General features: G+C 39.0%; 21 protein-coding genes and 1 other RNA gene. 5 read left to right on the top strand and 17 right to left on the bottom strand.

Translation table 11 applies throughout. The features are described 5' to 3' along the window. Positions 1–158: 158 nt before the first annotated feature. The gene (locus tag BUA88_RS16690; RefSeq protein WP_242939566.1) at positions 159–335 is read right to left on the bottom strand and encodes an acylphosphatase; all 177 of its coding nucleotides are present in this window, start codon (positions 333–335) and stop codon (positions 159–161) included. Positions 336–514: 179 nt separating this feature from the next. Between BUA88_RS16690 and BUA88_RS02575 the strand changes: the two genes are divergently transcribed. Genes BUA88_RS02575 through BUA88_RS02565 form a run of 3 tightly spaced genes read left to right on the top strand, consistent with a single transcriptional unit; the run spans position 515 to position 2,830 of the window. After that, positions 515–1,930 (top strand): Y-family DNA polymerase, encoded by a 1,416-nt coding sequence (locus tag BUA88_RS02575; protein WP_072912296.1) that lies wholly within the window; start codon positions 515–517, stop codon positions 1,928–1,930. 38 nt (positions 1,931–1,968) lie between these two features. Next, positions 1,969–2,196, top strand: a complete 228-nt coding sequence (locus BUA88_RS02570; RefSeq protein WP_072912294.1) for a hypothetical protein — start codon at positions 1,969–1,971, stop codon at positions 2,194–2,196. A gap of 10 nt (positions 2,197–2,206) precedes the next feature. Then, positions 2,207–2,830, top strand: coding sequence for an SOS response-associated peptidase (locus tag BUA88_RS02565; protein ID WP_072912292.1), 624 nt, complete (start codon positions 2,207–2,209; stop codon positions 2,828–2,830). 36 nt (positions 2,831–2,866) lie between these two features. Here BUA88_RS02565 and BUA88_RS02560 read toward each other — a convergent pair whose 3' ends face one another. The 5 genes from BUA88_RS02560 to BUA88_RS02540 are packed head-to-tail and all read right to left on the bottom strand — an operon-like array spanning position 2,867 to position 5,647. After that, positions 2,867–3,256, bottom strand: coding sequence for a DUF3592 domain-containing protein (locus BUA88_RS02560; RefSeq protein ID WP_072912289.1), 390 nt, complete (start codon positions 3,254–3,256; stop codon positions 2,867–2,869). 46 nt (positions 3,257–3,302) lie between these two features. After that, entirely contained in the window at positions 3,303–3,608 is a 306-nt protein-coding gene (locus BUA88_RS02555) for a hypothetical protein (protein ID WP_072912287.1), read from the bottom strand. 56 nt (positions 3,609–3,664) lie between these two features. Continuing rightward, the gene (locus tag BUA88_RS02550) at positions 3,665–4,102 is read right to left on the bottom strand and encodes a GatB/YqeY domain-containing protein (protein ID WP_072912284.1); all 438 of its coding nucleotides are present in this window, start codon (positions 4,100–4,102) and stop codon (positions 3,665–3,667) included. A gap of 17 nt (positions 4,103–4,119) precedes the next feature. Further along, positions 4,120–5,118: a glycoside hydrolase family 25 protein gene (locus tag BUA88_RS02545; RefSeq protein ID WP_072912281.1), complete on the bottom strand. Its 999-nt coding sequence runs from the start codon at positions 5,116–5,118 to the stop codon at positions 4,120–4,122. Between the two features lies 1 nt (position 5,119). Beyond that, positions 5,120–5,647: a GNAT family N-acetyltransferase gene (locus BUA88_RS02540; protein WP_083572356.1), complete on the bottom strand. Its 528-nt coding sequence runs from the start codon at positions 5,645–5,647 to the stop codon at positions 5,120–5,122. Between the two features lie 166 nt (positions 5,648–5,813). On the opposite strand from BUA88_RS02540, the gene BUA88_RS02535 reads away from it, so the two are divergent. Beyond that, positions 5,814–6,461 carry an HAD family hydrolase gene (locus BUA88_RS02535; RefSeq protein ID WP_072912278.1) on the top strand — a complete coding sequence of 216 codons (648 nt, stop codon included), beginning with the start codon at positions 5,814–5,816 and terminating at the stop codon, positions 6,459–6,461. Here the strand turns inward: BUA88_RS02535 and BUA88_RS02530 are convergent. From BUA88_RS02530 to BUA88_RS02500, 7 genes are all read right to left on the bottom strand, one after another. Further along, positions 6,454–7,596 carry a D-alanyl-D-alanine carboxypeptidase family protein gene (locus BUA88_RS02530; protein WP_072912274.1) on the bottom strand — a complete coding sequence of 381 codons (1,143 nt, stop codon included), beginning with the start codon at positions 7,594–7,596 and terminating at the stop codon, positions 6,454–6,456. The two genes, BUA88_RS02535 and BUA88_RS02530, sit on opposite strands and share 8 nt — an antisense overlap. A 141-nt stretch (positions 7,597–7,737) precedes the next feature. Continuing rightward, positions 7,738–8,079: a transfer-messenger RNA gene (gene ssrA, locus BUA88_RS02525) on the bottom strand. 102 nt (positions 8,080–8,181) lie between these two features. Beyond that, on the bottom strand, positions 8,182–8,736 hold the full coding sequence (locus BUA88_RS02520; RefSeq protein WP_072912271.1) for a Maf family protein: 555 nt from the start codon (positions 8,734–8,736) through the stop codon (positions 8,182–8,184). Continuing rightward, positions 8,733–9,200: an SsrA-binding protein SmpB gene (smpB, locus tag BUA88_RS02515; RefSeq protein WP_028247901.1), complete on the bottom strand. Its 468-nt coding sequence runs from the start codon at positions 9,198–9,200 to the stop codon at positions 8,733–8,735. Before smpB ends, BUA88_RS02520 begins: the two co-directional genes overlap by 4 nt. Positions 9,201–9,202: 2 nt before the next feature. Continuing rightward, entirely contained in the window at positions 9,203–11,458 is a 2,256-nt protein-coding gene (gene rnr / locus BUA88_RS02510) for a ribonuclease R (RefSeq protein ID WP_072912267.1), read from the bottom strand. Between the two features lie 69 nt (positions 11,459–11,527). After that, a complete protein-coding gene (secG, locus tag BUA88_RS02505) occupies positions 11,528–11,770 on the bottom strand; it encodes a preprotein translocase subunit SecG (RefSeq protein WP_015549579.1) in 243 nt (80 codons plus the stop codon). A 111-nt stretch (positions 11,771–11,881) separates the two neighbouring features. Then, entirely contained in the window at positions 11,882–12,403 is a 522-nt protein-coding gene (locus BUA88_RS02500; protein WP_072912264.1) for a hypothetical protein, read from the bottom strand. Between the two features lie 140 nt (positions 12,404–12,543). Between BUA88_RS02500 and BUA88_RS02495 the strand changes: the two genes are divergently transcribed. Beyond that, the gene (locus BUA88_RS02495; RefSeq protein ID WP_072912261.1) at positions 12,544–13,407 is read left to right on the top strand and encodes a putative ABC transporter permease; all 864 of its coding nucleotides are present in this window, start codon (positions 12,544–12,546) and stop codon (positions 13,405–13,407) included. Positions 13,408–13,457: 50 nt separating this feature from the next. On the opposite strand, the gene yajC is transcribed toward BUA88_RS02495, so the two are convergent. The 4 genes from yajC to BUA88_RS02475 form a co-directional block, all read right to left on the bottom strand. After that, positions 13,458–13,757 carry a preprotein translocase subunit YajC gene (gene yajC, locus BUA88_RS02490; protein WP_072912257.1) on the bottom strand — a complete coding sequence of 100 codons (300 nt, stop codon included), beginning with the start codon at positions 13,755–13,757 and terminating at the stop codon, positions 13,458–13,460. Positions 13,758–13,864: 107 nt separating this feature from the next. After that, the gene (tgt, locus tag BUA88_RS02485) at positions 13,865–15,001 is read right to left on the bottom strand and encodes a tRNA guanosine(34) transglycosylase Tgt (RefSeq protein WP_072912254.1); all 1,137 of its coding nucleotides are present in this window, start codon (positions 14,999–15,001) and stop codon (positions 13,865–13,867) included. Further along, the gene (gene aroC, locus BUA88_RS02480) at positions 14,998–16,092 is read right to left on the bottom strand and encodes a chorismate synthase (protein ID WP_072912250.1); all 1,095 of its coding nucleotides are present in this window, start codon (positions 16,090–16,092) and stop codon (positions 14,998–15,000) included. The genes tgt and aroC overlap by 4 nt, the downstream gene beginning before the upstream one ends. Positions 16,093–16,165: 73 nt before the next feature. Further along, positions 16,166–17,218 (bottom strand): lactonase family protein, encoded by a 1,053-nt coding sequence (locus BUA88_RS02475; RefSeq protein ID WP_072912245.1) that lies wholly within the window; start codon positions 17,216–17,218, stop codon positions 16,166–16,168. Between the last annotated feature and the right edge of the window lie 15 nt (positions 17,219–17,233).

The following is a 17,233-nucleotide window of genomic DNA, read 5'->3' as shown; positions in this document are numbered from 1 at the left end:
TAGTTGTGTGCGATATATTCTTATTTCTAATTTCTAATAACAATCTATACATGGCTTCGATGCCCAAAGAATATTTCTTAAGTTTTCTTAATACTTTACACTAAATCGCTTCTCATCATTATCAATCGTTATTTTCTGCTTTTTCAAATCATAGATATCTAGTCTGAAGCCAGCGATTTTAGAAATCTGTATATCTCCTCCTCTGTACCTTGGACTTCCACCGTTACCGCCCCATCGAATTCGTTTCTTACAAACCCAGTAAGTCGATATTGGTCCGCAATATAATTAGCCTTATATCTAAAGCCTACACCTTGCACACGACCAGAAAAGACCATGTGATATCTCACTAATTCTTTCATTATAATGTTCTTCCCTATTTACTGGCACTAAATAAATTTTATAATTTGTTCGGGTTTACAAAAAATCGTGTTCGGGTGTATTATCTATTTACAAAAAGCAAACATATTTTCGGAATGTATGTTCGCAATTTATAAAGGAGGTAAGACAACTGGATATGTCTAAGCATTTACTAATCCCCAAATGTTACATAGCTATAGATATGAAGTCGTTCTATGCATCTGTTGAATGTGTTGCCAGAGGTCTAGATCCTCTTAAAGCTAATCTTCTAGTCGCTGATGGAAGTAGAACCGACCAAACCATCTGCTTAGCAGTCTCTCCTGCCCTTAAAGCTATAGGGGTTCCAAGTAGACCTAGACTATTTGAGGCAAAACAGGCCATAGAGAAGTACGAGCGAATCCACCATACTAAGGTTCTTTATATTACTGCAGTCCCTCGTATGCTTGAATATGAAAAAGTATCAGCCAAGATTTACGGTATTTTTCTTAAATATGTAGCCCCAGAAGACATCCATGTTTACAGCATCGATGAGAGTTTCATCGATTGCACACCCTACTTGCATCTTTATGAAACTGCCGCTATAAAATCTGACCAGACTCCTGCTCACGTCATGGCTATGACAATGATTAGAGATGTACTCAAGCAAACTGGCATTACAGCCACAGTCGGAGTTGGAACTAATCTATATCTTGCAAAAGTAGCTATGGATATCGTAGCTAAAAAAGCCCCTGCCGATAAAGATGGCGTCCGCATAGCTGCTCTTACTGAAGATTCATATAAATCTTTATTATGGCCACATAGGCCTCTCACAGACTTTTGGCAAATAGGAAATGGTAAAGCTCGTCGCTTGGAACGAAATATGATGTACACCATGGGCGATGTTGCCGAACGCTCTCAAATAGATGAAGAATGGTTTTATAAATCCTTTGGCATCGATGCTGAGATATTAATAGATCATGCCTGGGGAATCGAACCTGTTACAATGCATGATATTAAAAACTACAAATCCGATAACCACTCTCTTTCCAATGGACAAGTATTGCCTAGACCATATAAGTACGAAGAGGCATGTATTGTCCTAAAAGAGATGATTGATATCCTATGTTGTGACATGTACAAGAAGAATCTGGTATCTTCAAAATTCACTTGGTGGGTAAGCTACGACTACAAAAGTCTTGAATACTGCCCTCACTACGATGGCCCACTTGCAATAGATTGGTATGGCAGACTCCATCCAGCACATTCTAATGGCACAGTAAACCTACGTAATGCGACAAACACTTCTAAGCTTGTAATTGAAGCAATCATGAATGATGTGATAAAGAAAACTGACCATAGAATACTATTTCGCAGACTTGGCATATGTGCTTGTAATGTCCAAAATGATGGCGGCTATTTTCAAATGGATCTATTCACTGACTATGAAGCGCTTAACAAAGAACAGCTCATTCATTCTGCACTTTTAGAGGTAAGGACTAGGTACGGAGCAAATGCAATATTAAAAGGCATTAATCTTCTAGAAGGTGCTACCACAAGAGAGCGAAATGTTCAAATCGGCGGACATAAAGCTTAATTTAATAACATTTATTTTATAAGATTGGATGAAATGATATGATTAATGATAGATACAAAAAAGTGTACGAAAGAGGCAAACCAAAGCACTCTCCTTTTGATGATTTTTCAATCAAACATCCGGCTATGGATTTATCCAGACGTGCCAAAATATTCAGCCCTTTCGATGCACTGAAAGGATTTAACGAAGAAATCGCAAGTACAGAGCAATCTTTTGAAGCCAACTACTCTGATTTAGAGCATGTACCTGCAGAGGAATATCCATAGGAGATTCACTATGTGTACTAGATATGCACTTGATATAACTCAACCTGAATTGAAAGAAATCATAGATATTGCAAAGAACTCACGTCTCACTACTAAATTTGTAGACACTCATGCAAGACCACTTGTCACTGATGGCGAAGTCCGCCCTACAGATATAGTCCCAGTAATCGCTCCTAATTCTAAAGGAGAAAAATGTGTATTCCCGATGCAATGGGGATTCACTGCAAGAGATAATAAAAGATCTTTATTTAATGCCAGACTTGAAACAGCCAGTGAAAAGCCAACATTTAAAGATGCCTGGCAATCACATAGATGTATAATTCCAGCATCCTACTACTTTGAATGGGAACACTTTAAAAGTCCTGACGGTAAGGTAAAAACTGGTGATAAATATGCCATTCAGCCAGCTGGTTGCACTGCCACCTGGCTCTGTGGCCTATATCGTATTGAAGAAGGTTATCCTGTATTTGTAATTCTTACAAAAGAACCTACCATAGAGCTTGGTAAAATTCATGACAGGATGCCTATGATGCTGCCAAAGGATAAAATTGAAGACTGGATTAATCCTTCCAAAAATCCCGAAGAATTGATACCATATGCCTTACTTGATATGGTTACAGAAAGGTTTTATTGATGTCTTATCCTTTAATAATTTTTTAATCTCATGTTTTTAAATCATATCTATGGCTATTTTTATAAAAATCAATCCAACCAGAACAGAAAATACTCCAAGTATCAAAATATCTAAAACCCCTAGTCTTTCACTAGTCCTGAGATGATGAGGCTTTTTCGGATCTATGTAAACTGATATTTCCTCACCACTTTTATATCTAATTGCTTTTAAGGATGATATCACATTCATTTGGTGTACATTATATTCGCGCCCAGCATACATATATGAAAAACTTATCAAATTATAAGATTTAGTAGATTCTACCTTTTCAACTTTTGCTGTAATCTTTTCTGTACACTTATGAAGAGAATACAAAAACCATGGTCCTATAAAGGTGACGATTACTCCTAGTATCAATATAAAAAAATTACCTACTCTCATTTCCAATTAGAATGCCCCCGTAATAGTTTTAATTTGTTCATCGGCTATTGCTTTACATTAAAGCTTCTGACACAATCTTTGAAGCTTCTTTGTATACTTCTAAGTTCTTGTATCCTTTAGTAAGAGCAACATCTAACCCCAATGCAGCTGACTTTAATTGATATTTTGTGCGCGCTCTCTCTTCTATTCTTGCTATTTCTTTCTCGCCTAAAAAAATACTGCATGGTGTAATAGGTCCAAATCCATAATCACAAATGCAGCTTACATATTCCTTGCACTTGGGACAAAGATATATAGCATTTCCAGCAATAGCACCAGAAAATTCACACCCACAATTTTTACAATGCAATTGTTCCATATCTATTTCTCCAATAAAAATATGAGGCGGACAAAAAGCCAGCCTCATCTCTAGTATTATTTACAAAGTTCAGCAACAATCATATTGATAGCTTTACCATCAGCCTTTCCCTTAAGAGCATGCATAACTTCTTTCATGATTGCGCCCTTATTCTTAGTTGCTATAACGTCAGCGAATTTCTCCTGAAGGAATGCTCGAATCTCATCATCGCTCATCATTGCAGGCGCATATTCTTTAATAACATCATATCTAAACTGGTACTCTTCCTTTAAATCTGTTCTCTCAGCTGGACATGTATCAAGCTGCTCCTTGGCTGTCTTTAAAGACTTAAGAATAACCTGATCTACCAAATCATCCGCAATGTTATCTCTGGTTCCAGCATCGATAGCAGCCTTCTTAACATCAGATACAAGTGAAGAAATAGCATCTTTTCTTGCCTTGTCTCTGGCTTTCATTGCCGCAACCATGTCTTTTTGTAATGTTTCAAATTGCATTTTTCCATATCCTCCTCTTATTGTAACCAAAGGTCTAAATCTACATTACCTTTGATTCCCTTAACTGAACCTTTTTCTGAATACTGCCAAAGCTGATATTCATATGGCCAGTAGAATTCTTTATTATATCCCGCAAACCACTTTGGATAATCTGTAAGCTGTGTCAAATCGATAAGCATAGCGCCCATCTCTGTGTTGTGATAAATCATTCCATCATATCCAGCCTTTTTAATTGCATCAAGGAAGGAAATGGTGAGATTTGTTCTATCTTCAACGGAAAGTGTATTTGTGCGGGCTTCGCTGTCGCTAACCTTCTCAACATCAAAAACGATAGGAAGCTGAAGCTCATAGCCTTCTAAAAGACTAAGTACAGTAGAAGCCTCTTCCAAAACCTCAGCCTGTGAAATAGCCTGTGAGAATACGTAAACACCTACATCGATACCAGCTGCCTGTGCACCTTCGATGTTCTCGATGCACTTCTCATCTACAACAAGCTTTCCTGTACCATAACCACGGTAAACAGCACGAATAAAAGCAAACTCTACGCCGTCATCCTTAACAGCCTGCCAATCAATATCACCCTGGTGCGAAGATACATCAATACCAAATCTAGAAGTAACATTGCCATCTTCTACATAGCTGTATCTACCGGTAGTCTCGTCTTCCACAAGATTATCGATGTTGAATGCACTCTTTGTAAGCTCCTCGTTGATAGGAACAAAGTTGTACTTCTGATTAGCCGCTACAACAATGTATTCCGGATAGAATGATTTTAAAACAGAAATTATCGTATTTCCGTTTTCGAGAGATTCACGTATTGAATCCAATACAGATATACGTCCCTCTTCCTTGGCTTCAACTACCATAGCCTCCACTTCTTCGCTGGAATAGGTCTGTCCCTCTTCCACCTGAATGCGGCCCTTAGTATCAATCACTATGTAAATAACACCCACCGCTATAAGTGTCACTATTATCGAAATAATAGATATTAAAAAATATCTGATTGCTTTTCTCATCTTATATTCTAAGTGTCATATCATCAAGCGAACCAATCTGCTTGCGATACCACACTATTCCCTTCCATTTTCCAAATTTGTAACCGATATCTTTGAAATGCCCAACCTCTTCAAAGCCAAGTGCTTTGTGTAAGGCTATGCTAGGTTCATTATCGTCAGTAATAACACCGTACATGAATTTGTAGCCCATTGCGGAGAGTCTTTCCTCAAGAGCTGTATATAATTTGCTGCCGATTCCCTGACGCTTTGGAGCGTCATTTGCAACATAGATAGTAGTCTCAACAGAGAACTTATAAGCATCATGATGTCTAACCTGGCCGCCATAAGCCATTCCCAGAATCTTTCCGGTCTCATCACAAGCCACAATATAAGGATACGCCTTCTTTGTATCGATAATACTCTGTCTGTATACCTCTATAGAAGGATTCTTCTCTGTAAAAGTAACCGATGTATTCTCAGCATAATAGCCATAAATATCATGAATGGCGCTGGCATCACTTTCCACAGCGTCACGAATTTCTATATCCATAGTCAATCTCCTCAAAGCTAGTATAGATAAAATGATAACAAAGCCCTATATTTATTTCAAATAAAATAGACATATTTTAGATTGTTTTATATTTAACTTTACAAATCCCGTTATTTCATCTATAACAATGACTTAGATTTTTATTTTGGACACAGGAGATTTATTCATGAAATACGAAGCAATACTTTTCGACTTAGATGGAACACTTTTATACACTCTTGAAGATTTAACCGACAGCATCAACTACATGCTGGATAAATACGGTTTTCCAACTCATTCAATAGATGACGTTCGCAGATTTGTAGGCAATGGACTTCGAAAGCTTGTTGAGCGAGCTCTCCCTGAGGGACCTGATTACAAACATTTCGAAGAATTTTTAAAGGAGTTCATCGAATACTACAACTGTCACAATCTAATCAAAACAAAACCATATGATGGTGTTATTGAGACCACTGAAAAGCTTGCTGCCCTTGGCATGAAAATGGCTATCGTAACCAATAAAGGTCAGACAGCCAGTGATTCTCTTATAGATGATTTTTTTGCTCCACACATCACTATCGTAATTGGTGATGATGGCATTCACAAAAGAAAGCCTGATCCAGAGCCAATCGAAATCGCATTACAGAAGCTTGGCATAGCCGATAAATCAAAGGTGCTATATATAGGCGATTCTGAAGTAGATGCAACAACAGCTGAAAATGCAGGGCTCGATTATATCCTTTGCACCTACGGCTTCCGCGATATGGATGTTCTTCAGCAGTTCCATCCAATAGCGTACGTAGATAGCTTTGATAAGATTCTTGGTATTATTTAGCGTAAGATTTATAAATATCTACATGATCATAGATACATCTCCATGAGGAACTTGAATGAGCGGTGCAGCATATATATTCTGTGCCGCTTTCTGATATCATGGAGCTTACTGCACAGCTTCCAGATTCATCTACATATCCTGTCTTGGCGCCTTCAATCTCGCCGCCAAATTCCTTATCCTCTATCCTTCGTAAGAACCAGTTAGAAATAGTGATTCCTTCTGGATTTACGTTTGTAGCTGTAGAATTATAAACCTTTGTAGTAAGAACTTCCTTACAAAGCTCATTATCAAGGGCCGCCATCATAATGACAGCAATGTCATATGGTGTGCTGTAGTGCTCTTTGCTATGGAATCCAACTGGATTTGTAAAATGTGTTGTTCCATTTATTCCAAGAGTTGCACACTCTTCATTCATCATTTTTACGAAGCTATCTATATCTCCTGCTACATAAATGGCAAGCTGAGCTGCAGCATCTCCACCTGAAGGTAAAATTGTTCCGTAGAATAAATCCCTAACTGTAACCTCTTCATCCTCCACAAAACCAGATGTGGAGCCGCCACCTGCATAAGAATAATCTATTGCCTCATGGCTCATAACAATCTTATCATCCAGTTTTTCTGCTGGAATATGATTAGCTGCCACAAGAACTGTCATAACCTTTGTCATGGATGCTGGAACAATCTTTTCTGTAGCATTTCTTGTTGCAACTATATTTTTTGTTTTATTATTGATAAGCACTGCGGATTCGCTGACAACATCTCCTCCGATCTGAACTGTTTCCTCGGTTTCTTTTGCAGAATAATTGCCTGATTTAGGTGCTTCTTCCTCTTCTATCTCCTGAGTTTCTTCTTCCTCTTTTTCTTCCTCTACAGCTTTTGCAGACACTTTCAGACCTGAAGTCTTTTCTTCCTGCACCTCAGCCTCAGCAACAGTCTTTTCCTCAGTTGCTACCTTAAGAGAACCATCTTCTTTACCTTTTATATGGGAAATTATAAGACAGGCTGTAACTAATATTGCTATAGCTATCAAGCCCATTTCAGAATAAACCTGGATTTTGCGAATCAATTTCTTGCGTCTGCGATATGCTCTGCGCTCATCATCAGACATATTTCTATTTCTAAAATTATTACTCATAACAATATACTCCATCTCCCCAATACCGATACAAAAAGTTTAGCAAACATACATGCCATAAACAATTCAGAACAAACATTTCGTGACTATTGTCCAAATAAAAAATCCAACTGAAGCAAATCGCTCCAATTGGATTTAAATTAGTGGACTAGACGGGAGTCGAACCCGTGTCCAAAAGCCAATTCCCGGCCCTTCTACGAGTGTAGTTTGTATTTTTACATTCCCTCCACATAACACCCACAAACAGGTTTTATGCTTTAGTAGCTTCATGATACGCCCGCCATCTCAAAGCTTTGATAACGTCGTTTCCTACAAAGTCGAAGTCTGGGTCCTAAAGTGTAGGTGCTCTAGGTCAGACTGCCGCAACTAGGCAGCGTATGCTAAATTATCGTTAGCGTTTAATTTTAAGTTTGGCCATTTAACCCATCGCCGTGGGACTCGCTTCTTCCGCTGCATGACCCCTGTCGAAACCATGACTAGCCCAAAAACTAAATAAATGACTATACAGGTTTCTGATATTAAAAGCATTCATTTCATTCTGCTTTTAACATCACTATGTCGAAACCATGACTAGCCCTTAAAGCATTACACATTATATAGTACTCTGTATACTTTAGCAAGAGGCAATCCTACAACATTATTGTAATCACCTTCAATTCCCTTAACCAACACTGCCCCCAGGCCCTGGATGCCGTAAGCACCAGCCTTATCTATAGGCTCTTTTGATGCAATATAGCTTCTGATAGCCTCTGGTGAGTTTTCATACATTGTTACTTCTGTACACTCAGAGAAAGTCTTAACCTCTCCACCTGCATCTACAATAGTAACACCTGTATAAACCTGATGTGCTCTTCCTGAAAGCTCTGTAAGCATTCTAAAGGCATCCTCTTCATCCTTTGGCTTACCAAGGATTTTGTCGTCAAAAGCAACAACTGTATCTGCAGCAAGGACTATCTCGCCCTTATGCTTTCCTGCTACTGCAAGAGCTTTCTGGCGGCTCAAATCCTCTACAACCTTTGCAGGAAATGTTTCTGAGGTAACCTCATCAATATCAGCTGGATCGACAATAAATTCTATTCCAGCCTGTGCTAATAATTCTTTTCTACGTGGTGAGTTCGATGCAAGTACAATTTTCATTATCCTAAATTCCTTATCTTAAAGTCTCTTTCTGCTTCGCGCTTCATATCCTTCTTCTGAATATCAGCTCTCTTGTCATAAAGTTTTTTACCTTTCGCCAAGGCAATCTTAACCTTTACAAGTCCGTTGTTAAGATAAACCTCCAACGGAACAATTGTGTAACCGCTTTCCTTTATCTTACTGAGAAGTCTGTTTATCTCAGACTTGTGAAGAAGAAGCTTTCTTGGTCGAAGTGGGTCTCTGTTGAAGATGTTCCCCTTTTCATAAGGATTAACATGCATCTGGTAAATGAACATCTCTCCGTTGTCGATTCTGACAAAAGCTTCTTTGATAGAGCACTGACCCATTCTCATGGATTTTACCTCAGTGCCGTGAAGCTCGATACCTGCTTCATATTCCTCTTCCATGAAGTACTCATGATAAGCCTTCTTATTATTAGCAATTAACTTTCTGCCTTCTTTATTCATGTTTAAAACCTCTGAAATTCTTCTAGTATAAAATCTATCGTACGGGCCTGCTCGTCCACACTGTCTAATACTACAGTGACTGGCTGACCAAGCTTAAAGATACGGCCTGTACACTCGCCCACAAGTGTGAGATTCTCTTCGATGAATTCATAGTGATCATCATAGAGCGTAGATACATGAACAAGTCCCTCCACCGTGTTCTCGAGCTCAACATACATTCCCCAACCTGTAATTGAAGAAATACTGCCTTGGAATGTCTGTCCAATGAATTCCTTCATGTATTGAACCATCTTAAGCTTATCTACCTCACGCTCACAATCCTCAGCTCGACGCTCAAGCTTACTAGTGTCGAGAGCCACCTGTGGAAGGATTGACTCGTAGTGAGAAATCTTACGCTCATTCATACGACCACGCAGGTGATCCTTAATGATTCTATGAATCTGCAAATCAGGATATCTTCGTATAGGCGAAGTAAAGTGACAATAATACTTAGCTGCAAGGCCGAAATGTCCCTTGCACTCTGTATCATATCTGGCTTGTTGCATACTGCGAAGCGTCATCTTTGTGATGACTGCCTCATCCTCATGACCCTTCAAAGAATCTAACATCTTCTGGATTTCCTTTGGATGAATGCTTTCCTTATTACCCTTAAGTGAATAACCGCAGGCTCCAAGGAACTTACCTAAAGATTGAATCTTCTCTGGTTCTGGTGCCCCGTGGACACGATATACAAATGGTGATTCCATAAGATTGAAATGCTCTGCAACTGTCTCATTAGCTGCAAGCATGAAATCCTCAATAAGCTTATGGGCATCATTTCTCTCGTATGGTGCAAGACCTATTACCTTTCCATTTTCATCAATAAGAATGTGAGTCTCTGGGAAATCAAAATCTATAGAACCTCTCTTTTTACGCTTAGCACGAAGAATCTTTGAAAGCTCTGCCATGTTATCAATCATCTCGGCCACATCAGCGTACTTTTCACGCTCCTCAGCGTCACCAGTCATTATGGCATAAACGCTTGTATATGTCATGCGGTGATTGCTGTGGATTACTGATTCGCAAATCTCATGATCTACAAGATTACCCTTCTTATCAAATGTCATGATACATGAAAGAGCAAGTCGGTCCTCGCCCTCGTTAAGTGAACACATGCCATTTGATAATGTGTGAGGAAGCATCGGAATAACTCGGTCTGCAAGATATACGGAAGTGCCTCGCTTCAGTGCCTCCACATCAAGTGCCGATGACTCCTGAACATAATTAGTAACGTCTGCAATATGAACGCCAAGGACATAATTGTCACCATCCATAACAAGTGAAACGCCATCATCAATATCTTTTGTATCCTCACCGTCAATAGTAACAACACACAAATCTCTTATGTCATTTCTTCCAGCCATATCAGCTTCAGAAACTGGCTTAGCTACAGTGGATGCCTGCTTGATAACCTTATCAGGGAACTCAGTTGTAATGCCAAATGCCTTTACGATTGAAAGGATATCTACTCCTGGATCATTCTTATGACCAAGAATCTCTGTAATATGCCCCTCTGGCTTGTGGTCATCATCGCCGTAATCATCAATGTGACATACCACCTTATGTCCGGAAACAGCACCCATGCTTTTTCCAGATGGAATAAAAATATCCCTAAGCATCTTCTGGCTATCTGCGACAACAAAGCCAAATGTACCGCTATCTTCGTAAGTACCTACAACATCAGAAAAACCGTGAGTAATGATCCTTATTACACGTGCCTCCTGGCGCTTACCTGACGCACCAAATGTAAGTACAGCAGCAACGATATCGTCCTGCATAGCAAAACCGGTATTATCTCTTCCAACGAAGTAATCTTCTTCCTGGCCTTCGACCTCTATGAAACCGAAACCATCCTTATGTGAAATAAATCTTCCAATGATATCTGGCTCGATATTATCATTTGATGGTCTGTTAGCACGCTTTGCCACCTGATTAAGGGACTGCTTCTTTGTTGCAGTCTCAGCTTTTGTAGCCTTCTTTGACCTATGATCCTTAGTCTTGATAAACTTAGGACGATTCTCAGGAATCTGATACTTACCACGCTTTGTAATCTCTACCTGACCATCATCAACTAAATCCTGTAAAACCTCTGCGAATTCAGCCCTTTTGTCCTTCTCAACATCTAAAAGAATCTCAAGGTCTTTCTTCTTCATCGGTATATATGCTGGACTTTTAAAAACGTCCATTAAAAAGTGTCTCTGCTTATCGAAATCTTTCATATTCCTCCTAAATAAAACTCTTATAAATACGAAAAGCCACCCATACGGGTGGCAATTAAAAACTTAATCCTAGAAGCTACCAATATTAAGAACAGCAGAAAGCACGAAGAAAAGGATTACACATACGCTTGTAAGCTTAACTAATAAGCCCTCGCGTGAACGTCCCTTATTACGGCTCCAGTATGAATCGAACTGCTGGCCTGATAAAGAACCAAGTCCGTTCTGCTTGCCCTCCTGGAAAAGAATGATAACTGTAAGTGCCACACAAATGACGATTAATAATATAATAAGAACATACTTTAATGCTTGCATAATTTCCTCCTAATAGAAAAAGTGTTACGCTTCACGCAACAAATGAAGTATATCACAGGAACCCTATTATTTTCAATAGTTAATACACACTTTTATAAAAAAAGACTCCCATTAAACCTCTGCGTCGAAATTCATTCCTGCAAGCAATCCGCCATCTGCATTTTTCCTGTTTTTCTGATATGGATTCTCCTCATTTGGATACTTAATTTGAGTATGTGTTGTTCCACCGGAAACATATGTCCTGCCACACTCTGGACATACGGCAGTATGAATGGATACAGTGGCATTAAGCACCTTTCCACCCTTCTCTTTTGCCTTATCATATGCATTACTAACGTGTTCAGCCTCGTGACCTCTTACCCTGGCAGCTGCTGCTCTTGGTGAAATATGCTGGGCAGACTTAAAAGAAACCTGCTCATCACTGCCATCCTGATATTTACGGCTGGCACAGGTCTCACATTCAATAACCCCCGCTCTTTTAGCTGCACGTTCAGAAGCATAATTCTTTGCTAAATCAGTACTTTTACCTTCGGCCTTTAATTCGTCTGCAACTTTTGAGGAACCATAATTAGATAAATCCATAGATGGGCTATTAACGTATGGATTTTGCCCAATAGAATTAATACCTAACATAAAAACCACCACCCAAAAAACTACATACTTTCGGCTAGTTTAAATATATCATTAAAATCGTAAATAACTATGAACAATCCCTGTTATTCTTTAATTTTCACCTCACTTATTTTATACTAAAGTATCGGAGGGACAGAATAATGATTATCTGCAGATATTTTCTATATTTCATTATATACAGTTTTCTGGGCTGGATATACGAGACATGCTACTGTACTATTCACGAAAAGACATGGGAAAATCGAGGATTTCTTTATGGTCCATGCATTCCACTATACGGAGTCGGTGCCACTCTGGCGCAGATACTTTTCATAGATTTACCTATCTATTGCACCTCGTGCGAACCATCATATCTCACAGTTTTTATAGGCTGTGCCGTTGGTTCATTTTTCCTAGAATATGGGACTTCATATGTTTTGGAAAAAAGATTCCACGCCAGATGGTGGGATTATTCGGATTTTCCATTAAATATTAACGGAAGAGTTTGCCTTATTTTCACACTTTGTTTTGGGTTTGCTGGAATCCTGGTTACACAAATCATAATTCCACCAATAGTTGAGCTTATAGCACTATTTCCTTCTTTTGTAATTGAGCTATTAGCCCTAATATTCATGTTTCTCTTTGGCATGGATATGGCACTTACAATATCAGCTCTTACAACATTTGCTAAGGATTTCGAAAGAATAAACGAGCAGATTAACAATCAGATGGCTGAAAGAGTCGCTGCACTACAGACTAACTTAGAAGAATCAAAAATTGCCAGAATTGAAAAAGCTGCAGTAAAGAAAGAAGCAGCTCTTATGAAAAAGGAATTAAATGCAGAAAAGCTTGCTGAAATAAAAGAACAGCTTTCTACTGAAGCTGTTAAGCAATGGGTATTAAATGCCACAGAGACTCAGCGTGGACAGTTTAGACATATTGCAAAATTCACACACCCTGTAGCCTCAACCAAGGCTTTGCTTGAGAAGGGTTCAGAATTCTTAAGACATAAAAAGAAAGAATAAAAAATAGGGATTTGGTCAAAAGCCAAATCCCTATTTTAAAATCATTTTAATTATTTCTCTGTAGTCTTAACAGCATCCTCAGGCTTCTCAACCTGTGCAATAGCGTTCTTTGTCATAGGGATGCGGCAGTTCTTGTTGCTTCCGAACTCTACGATAACTGTAGAATCATCAGGAATAGCAATAATAACACCATAAAAACCGCTTGTTGTAAGAATTGTATCTCCTACTGAAAGAGATGACATCATTGCAGTCTTTTCTTTCTGCTCCTTCTGCTGTGGGCGAATCATGAAGAAATACATGAATACGAAAAGTACTACTACCCAAATAATTAAGCTAATTGAACTATTCATTAAGTTATCCTCCTACTACGTGGCCGAACCACAAATCACTGAAATTAATTTTATCTAAATTTCTCAACTTAGGCAAGAAAAAAAGGCTAATTAATAAATATTTAAGATTAATCCTGTCCCTGAGCCATTGAATCTAATTTGCGCTTCTTATAAGCTGCAAACTCTCCAGCATCAAGTGCATCTCTAATCTCTTCCATCATTGTGTTATAGAAATAAAGATTATGTAATACACAAAGTCTCATTCCAAGCATTTCCTTTGCCTTAAGCAAGTGACGTACGTATGCTCTAGAGTATGAACGGCATGTAGGACATCCACAGCCTTCCTCAATTGGACGCATATCCTTCTCAAATTTCTGATTGAAAAGATTAAGCTTTCCATGGTTTGTATATACGTGACCGTGACGACCATTACGGCTAGGATATACACAGTCGAAGAAATCTACACCTCGATCAACTGCTTCCAAAATGTTTGCTGGTGTACCAACGCCCATCAGGTAAGTAGGCTTGTTCTGTGGAAGATAAGGAACTACATGATCCAAAACGTCATACATCTGTTCATGGCTCTCACCTACAGCAAGACCTCCTACTGCATATCCAGGTAAATCAAGCTCAGAAATAATCTTTGCATGTTCTATTCTGATATCATTGAAAACAGCACCCTGGTTAATACCGAAAAGAAGCTGTTCCTTATTGATTGTTTTTTCAAGGCTATTTAGACGAGCCATCTCTTCCTTACAGCGATAAAGCCATCTTGTAGTACGTGCTACAGAATCCTCTACGTATTTACGTTCTGCAAGTGCTGGTGGACATTCATCAAATGCCATGGCGATTGTAGATCCAAGATTTGACTGAATCTGCATAGACTCCTCTGGTCCCATAAAAATCTTGCGACCATCAATATGAGAATTAAAGGTAACGCCCTCTTCCTTAATCTTTCTGATACCAGCTAAAGAAAATACCTGAAATCCGCCTGAATCTGTAAGGATTGGTCTGTCCCAATTCATAAATTTATGAAGACCGCCAAGCTCCTTAATAAGCTTATCACCTGTTCTAACATGAAGATGATAAGTATTAGAAAGCTCAACCTGACATTTAATCTCACGTAAATCATCAGTAGAAACAGCCCCCTTAATGGCAGCAACTGTTCCAACATTCATAAATACAGGTGTCTCAATAACACCGTGTACTGTGTGAAAACGTCCCCTTTTTGCTCTTCCCTCTGTCTTTAATAACTCGTATTTCAATTCTTATAAAACTCCTTAATATACTCAACTCTGTCAGTCATATGACCAAGCAAAGCATCACAAACTGTAATCGCACACATAGCCTCCACAACAACTACTGCTCTAGGAACAATTATAGGATCGTGACGACCATGTATTTCTATATCAACCTCTTCTCCAGCCTCGTTAACTGTGTGCTGCATCTTTGAAATGGATGGAGTAGGCTTTATTGCAGCTCTGAGAATAATGTCATCACCATCAGAGATACCGCCTAAGATGCCACCACTATGGTTAGTAGCCTTTACTACCTTTTCACAGTTCATTTCAAACTCATCATTATTCAAGCTTCCTACATTTTTGGAAGCCTTAAAACCATCGCCGATTTCTACACCCTTAACAGCTCCGATAGAAACAACCGCCTGTGCAAGCTTTGCATCCAGCTTATCAAATACAGGATCACCTATTCCAGCAGGAACACCTGTAATTACACATTCAATAACACCACCTGCACTGTCGTTATTAAGCATACACGCAGCTAAATATTCAGCAGCATCATCTGCAGCCTTTGAATCTGGCATAGCAAGAGGATTCTGATCTCTGTAGCCTAATTCGAAATCAGATATAGTGATATCACCAATTGATTTCGTATATGCGAACACTTCAATGCCAAGTTCTCTTAAAAGCTTTGCACAAATTGCGCCAGCGGCTACACGTCCGATAGTCTCTCTACCTGAAGAGCGGCCACCTCCTCGGTAATCTCTAAATCCAAATTTCTCATGGAAGCCAAAATCAGCATGACCAGGTCTATAGGTAGTAGCTATATCGCCATAATCCTTTGAGTGCTGATCATTATTTCTAACCATAAGAGAAATTGGAGTGCCTGTAGTACGTCCTTCGAATACTCCCGAAAGAATCTCAACCTCATCGCCCTCTGCTCGGGCTGTAGTAAATTTTGACTGTCCTGGCTTTCTTCTGTCCAAATACATCTGAATATCTGCAGCACAAAGCTTAAGACCAGCTGGAAAACCATCTATAACAACCCCAAGAGCTGCCCCGTGGGATTCTCCCCAAGTAGTGATTGAAATTCTATTACCAAATGTTGAACCTGCCATAATGATGCCCTCCTAAAAAAGAAACCCTATATAGTAAAGAAAGGGGCTGACATTAACAGCCCCTGAACCACTCCTATTTAATCTTTACAATTACAATACTGTTTGGCTTAGCAATTTTGATTGGTGGATTCTGCATAAGAGAATGACCAGTCTTCTTATCAATTGTAAAGCTTCGGATTTCATTTGTATCATGGTTAAGTGATACAAAATACTTATCCTTTGGAAGAACTGCAAAGCTCTTTGGATAATCGCCGCTTATAAAATTGTGTGAGAAGTATTCAATCTTTCCAGATCTAACATTTCTCTCATACATACAAACAGCATTAAGGCCATCTACACTTGCGTATAAATATTTATCATCATCACCAAACTTAATATTAGTTCCTGTAGAGATTTCCTCATCAACACCTACAAGTAATGAAACTGTCTGGATGTTCTCGAAATCAGGACGATCTCCAATGATATGATAATCATAAACGAGAATCTCGTTTGACATCTCTGTAATAACATATGCATACTGTCCGTCGTGAGAGAACTTCATCTTAAGTGGAGCTGAACCCATTGGACATCTGATGATGTCTGCAAGGTGAAGCTTTCCAGCCTCGTAATCTACCTCGTAGATTTTAATCTGATGAAGACCATTCTCTACAACACAAAGATACTTCTCCTCTGGAGTAAGCTCAACGCATGTACAATGTGGATATAAAGGTCTGTCAGCAACTGACTTTCCAATACCCTGGTGGAAGATACCGTCAGCGATACCATTAATACTTCCATCTTCATTAAGCTTCATCATAGTAACTCGGCCATCGTGATAGCCAGCTACGAATAAATATCTATTCTGAGAATCAACGCAGAGATTGCAACCACGCATGCCTCCAACCCACTCCTGATTCATCTTCTCAAGATCACCGTTTTCAAGAATCTTGAAAGCTGCAACACCTTCATCAGCAATTGAATAAAGGAATTTGTTATCGTGAGAATTAATAATATCCGAAGGATTATTAATTGGAGCAACGCTCTGCTCAGTAAGTAGTCCTGTGTCAGGATTAACATCATAAACATAGATACCAACGCTTGTCTCGTGTGTATAGGTACCCACATAAGCAACATATTTTTCTGCCATTGTATTCTCCTTGTT

The sequence above is a fragment of the Pseudobutyrivibrio xylanivorans DSM 14809 genome (genome assembly GCF_900141825.1).
In the GTDB taxonomy this organism is placed as follows: domain Bacteria; phylum Bacillota; class Clostridia; order Lachnospirales; family Lachnospiraceae; genus Pseudobutyrivibrio; species Pseudobutyrivibrio xylanivorans.
Note: the sequence above shows the minus strand (reverse complement) of the source record. Positions and strands in the feature narration are given on the sequence as shown.

What these genes read in the sequence shown, in the direction of transcription:
- BUA88_RS16690 (WP_242939566.1), bottom strand. Translation starts at nt 335, where the DNA reads ATGGTCTTTTCTGGTCGTGTGCAAGGTGTAGGCTTTAGATATAAGGCT.
- BUA88_RS02575 (WP_072912296.1), top strand. Translation starts at nt 515, where the DNA reads ATGTCTAAGCATTTACTAATCCCCAAATGTTACATAGCTATAGATATG.
- BUA88_RS02570 (WP_072912294.1), top strand. Translation starts at nt 1,969, where the DNA reads ATGATTAATGATAGATACAAAAAAGTGTACGAAAGAGGCAAACCAAAG.
- BUA88_RS02565 (WP_072912292.1), top strand. Translation starts at nt 2,207, where the DNA reads ATGTGTACTAGATATGCACTTGATATAACTCAACCTGAATTGAAAGAA.
- BUA88_RS02555 (WP_072912287.1), bottom strand. Translation starts at nt 3,608, where the DNA reads ATGGAACAATTGCATTGTAAAAATTGTGGGTGTGAATTTTCTGGTGCT.
- BUA88_RS02550 (WP_072912284.1), bottom strand. Translation starts at nt 4,102, where the DNA reads ATGCAATTTGAAACATTACAAAAAGACATGGTTGCGGCAATGAAAGCC.
- BUA88_RS02545 (WP_072912281.1), bottom strand. Translation starts at nt 5,118, where the DNA reads ATGAGAAAAGCAATCAGATATTTTTTAATATCTATTATTTCGATAATA.
- BUA88_RS02540 (WP_083572356.1), bottom strand. Translation starts at nt 5,647, where the DNA reads ATGGATATAGAAATTCGTGACGCTGTGGAAAGTGATGCCAGCGCCATT.
- BUA88_RS02535 (WP_072912278.1), top strand. Translation starts at nt 5,814, where the DNA reads ATGAAATACGAAGCAATACTTTTCGACTTAGATGGAACACTTTTATAC.
- BUA88_RS02530 (WP_072912274.1), bottom strand. Translation starts at nt 7,596, where the DNA reads ATGAGTAATAATTTTAGAAATAGAAATATGTCTGATGATGAGCGCAGA.
- smpB (WP_028247901.1), bottom strand. Translation starts at nt 9,200, where the DNA reads ATGAATAAAGAAGGCAGAAAGTTAATTGCTAATAATAAGAAGGCTTAT.
- rnr (WP_072912267.1), bottom strand. Translation starts at nt 11,458, where the DNA reads ATGAAAGATTTCGATAAGCAGAGACACTTTTTAATGGACGTTTTTAAA.
- secG (WP_015549579.1), bottom strand. Translation starts at nt 11,770, where the DNA reads ATGCAAGCATTAAAGTATGTTCTTATTATATTATTAATCGTCATTTGT.
- BUA88_RS02500 (WP_072912264.1), bottom strand. Translation starts at nt 12,403, where the DNA reads ATGTTAGGTATTAATTCTATTGGGCAAAATCCATACGTTAATAGCCCA.
- BUA88_RS02495 (WP_072912261.1), top strand. Translation starts at nt 12,544, where the DNA reads ATGATTATCTGCAGATATTTTCTATATTTCATTATATACAGTTTTCTG.
- yajC (WP_072912257.1), bottom strand. Translation starts at nt 13,757, where the DNA reads ATGAATAGTTCAATTAGCTTAATTATTTGGGTAGTAGTACTTTTCGTA.
- aroC (WP_072912250.1), bottom strand. Translation starts at nt 16,092, where the DNA reads ATGGCAGGTTCAACATTTGGTAATAGAATTTCAATCACTACTTGGGGA.
- BUA88_RS02475 (WP_072912245.1), bottom strand. Translation starts at nt 17,218, where the DNA reads ATGGCAGAAAAATATGTTGCTTATGTGGGTACCTATACACACGAGACA.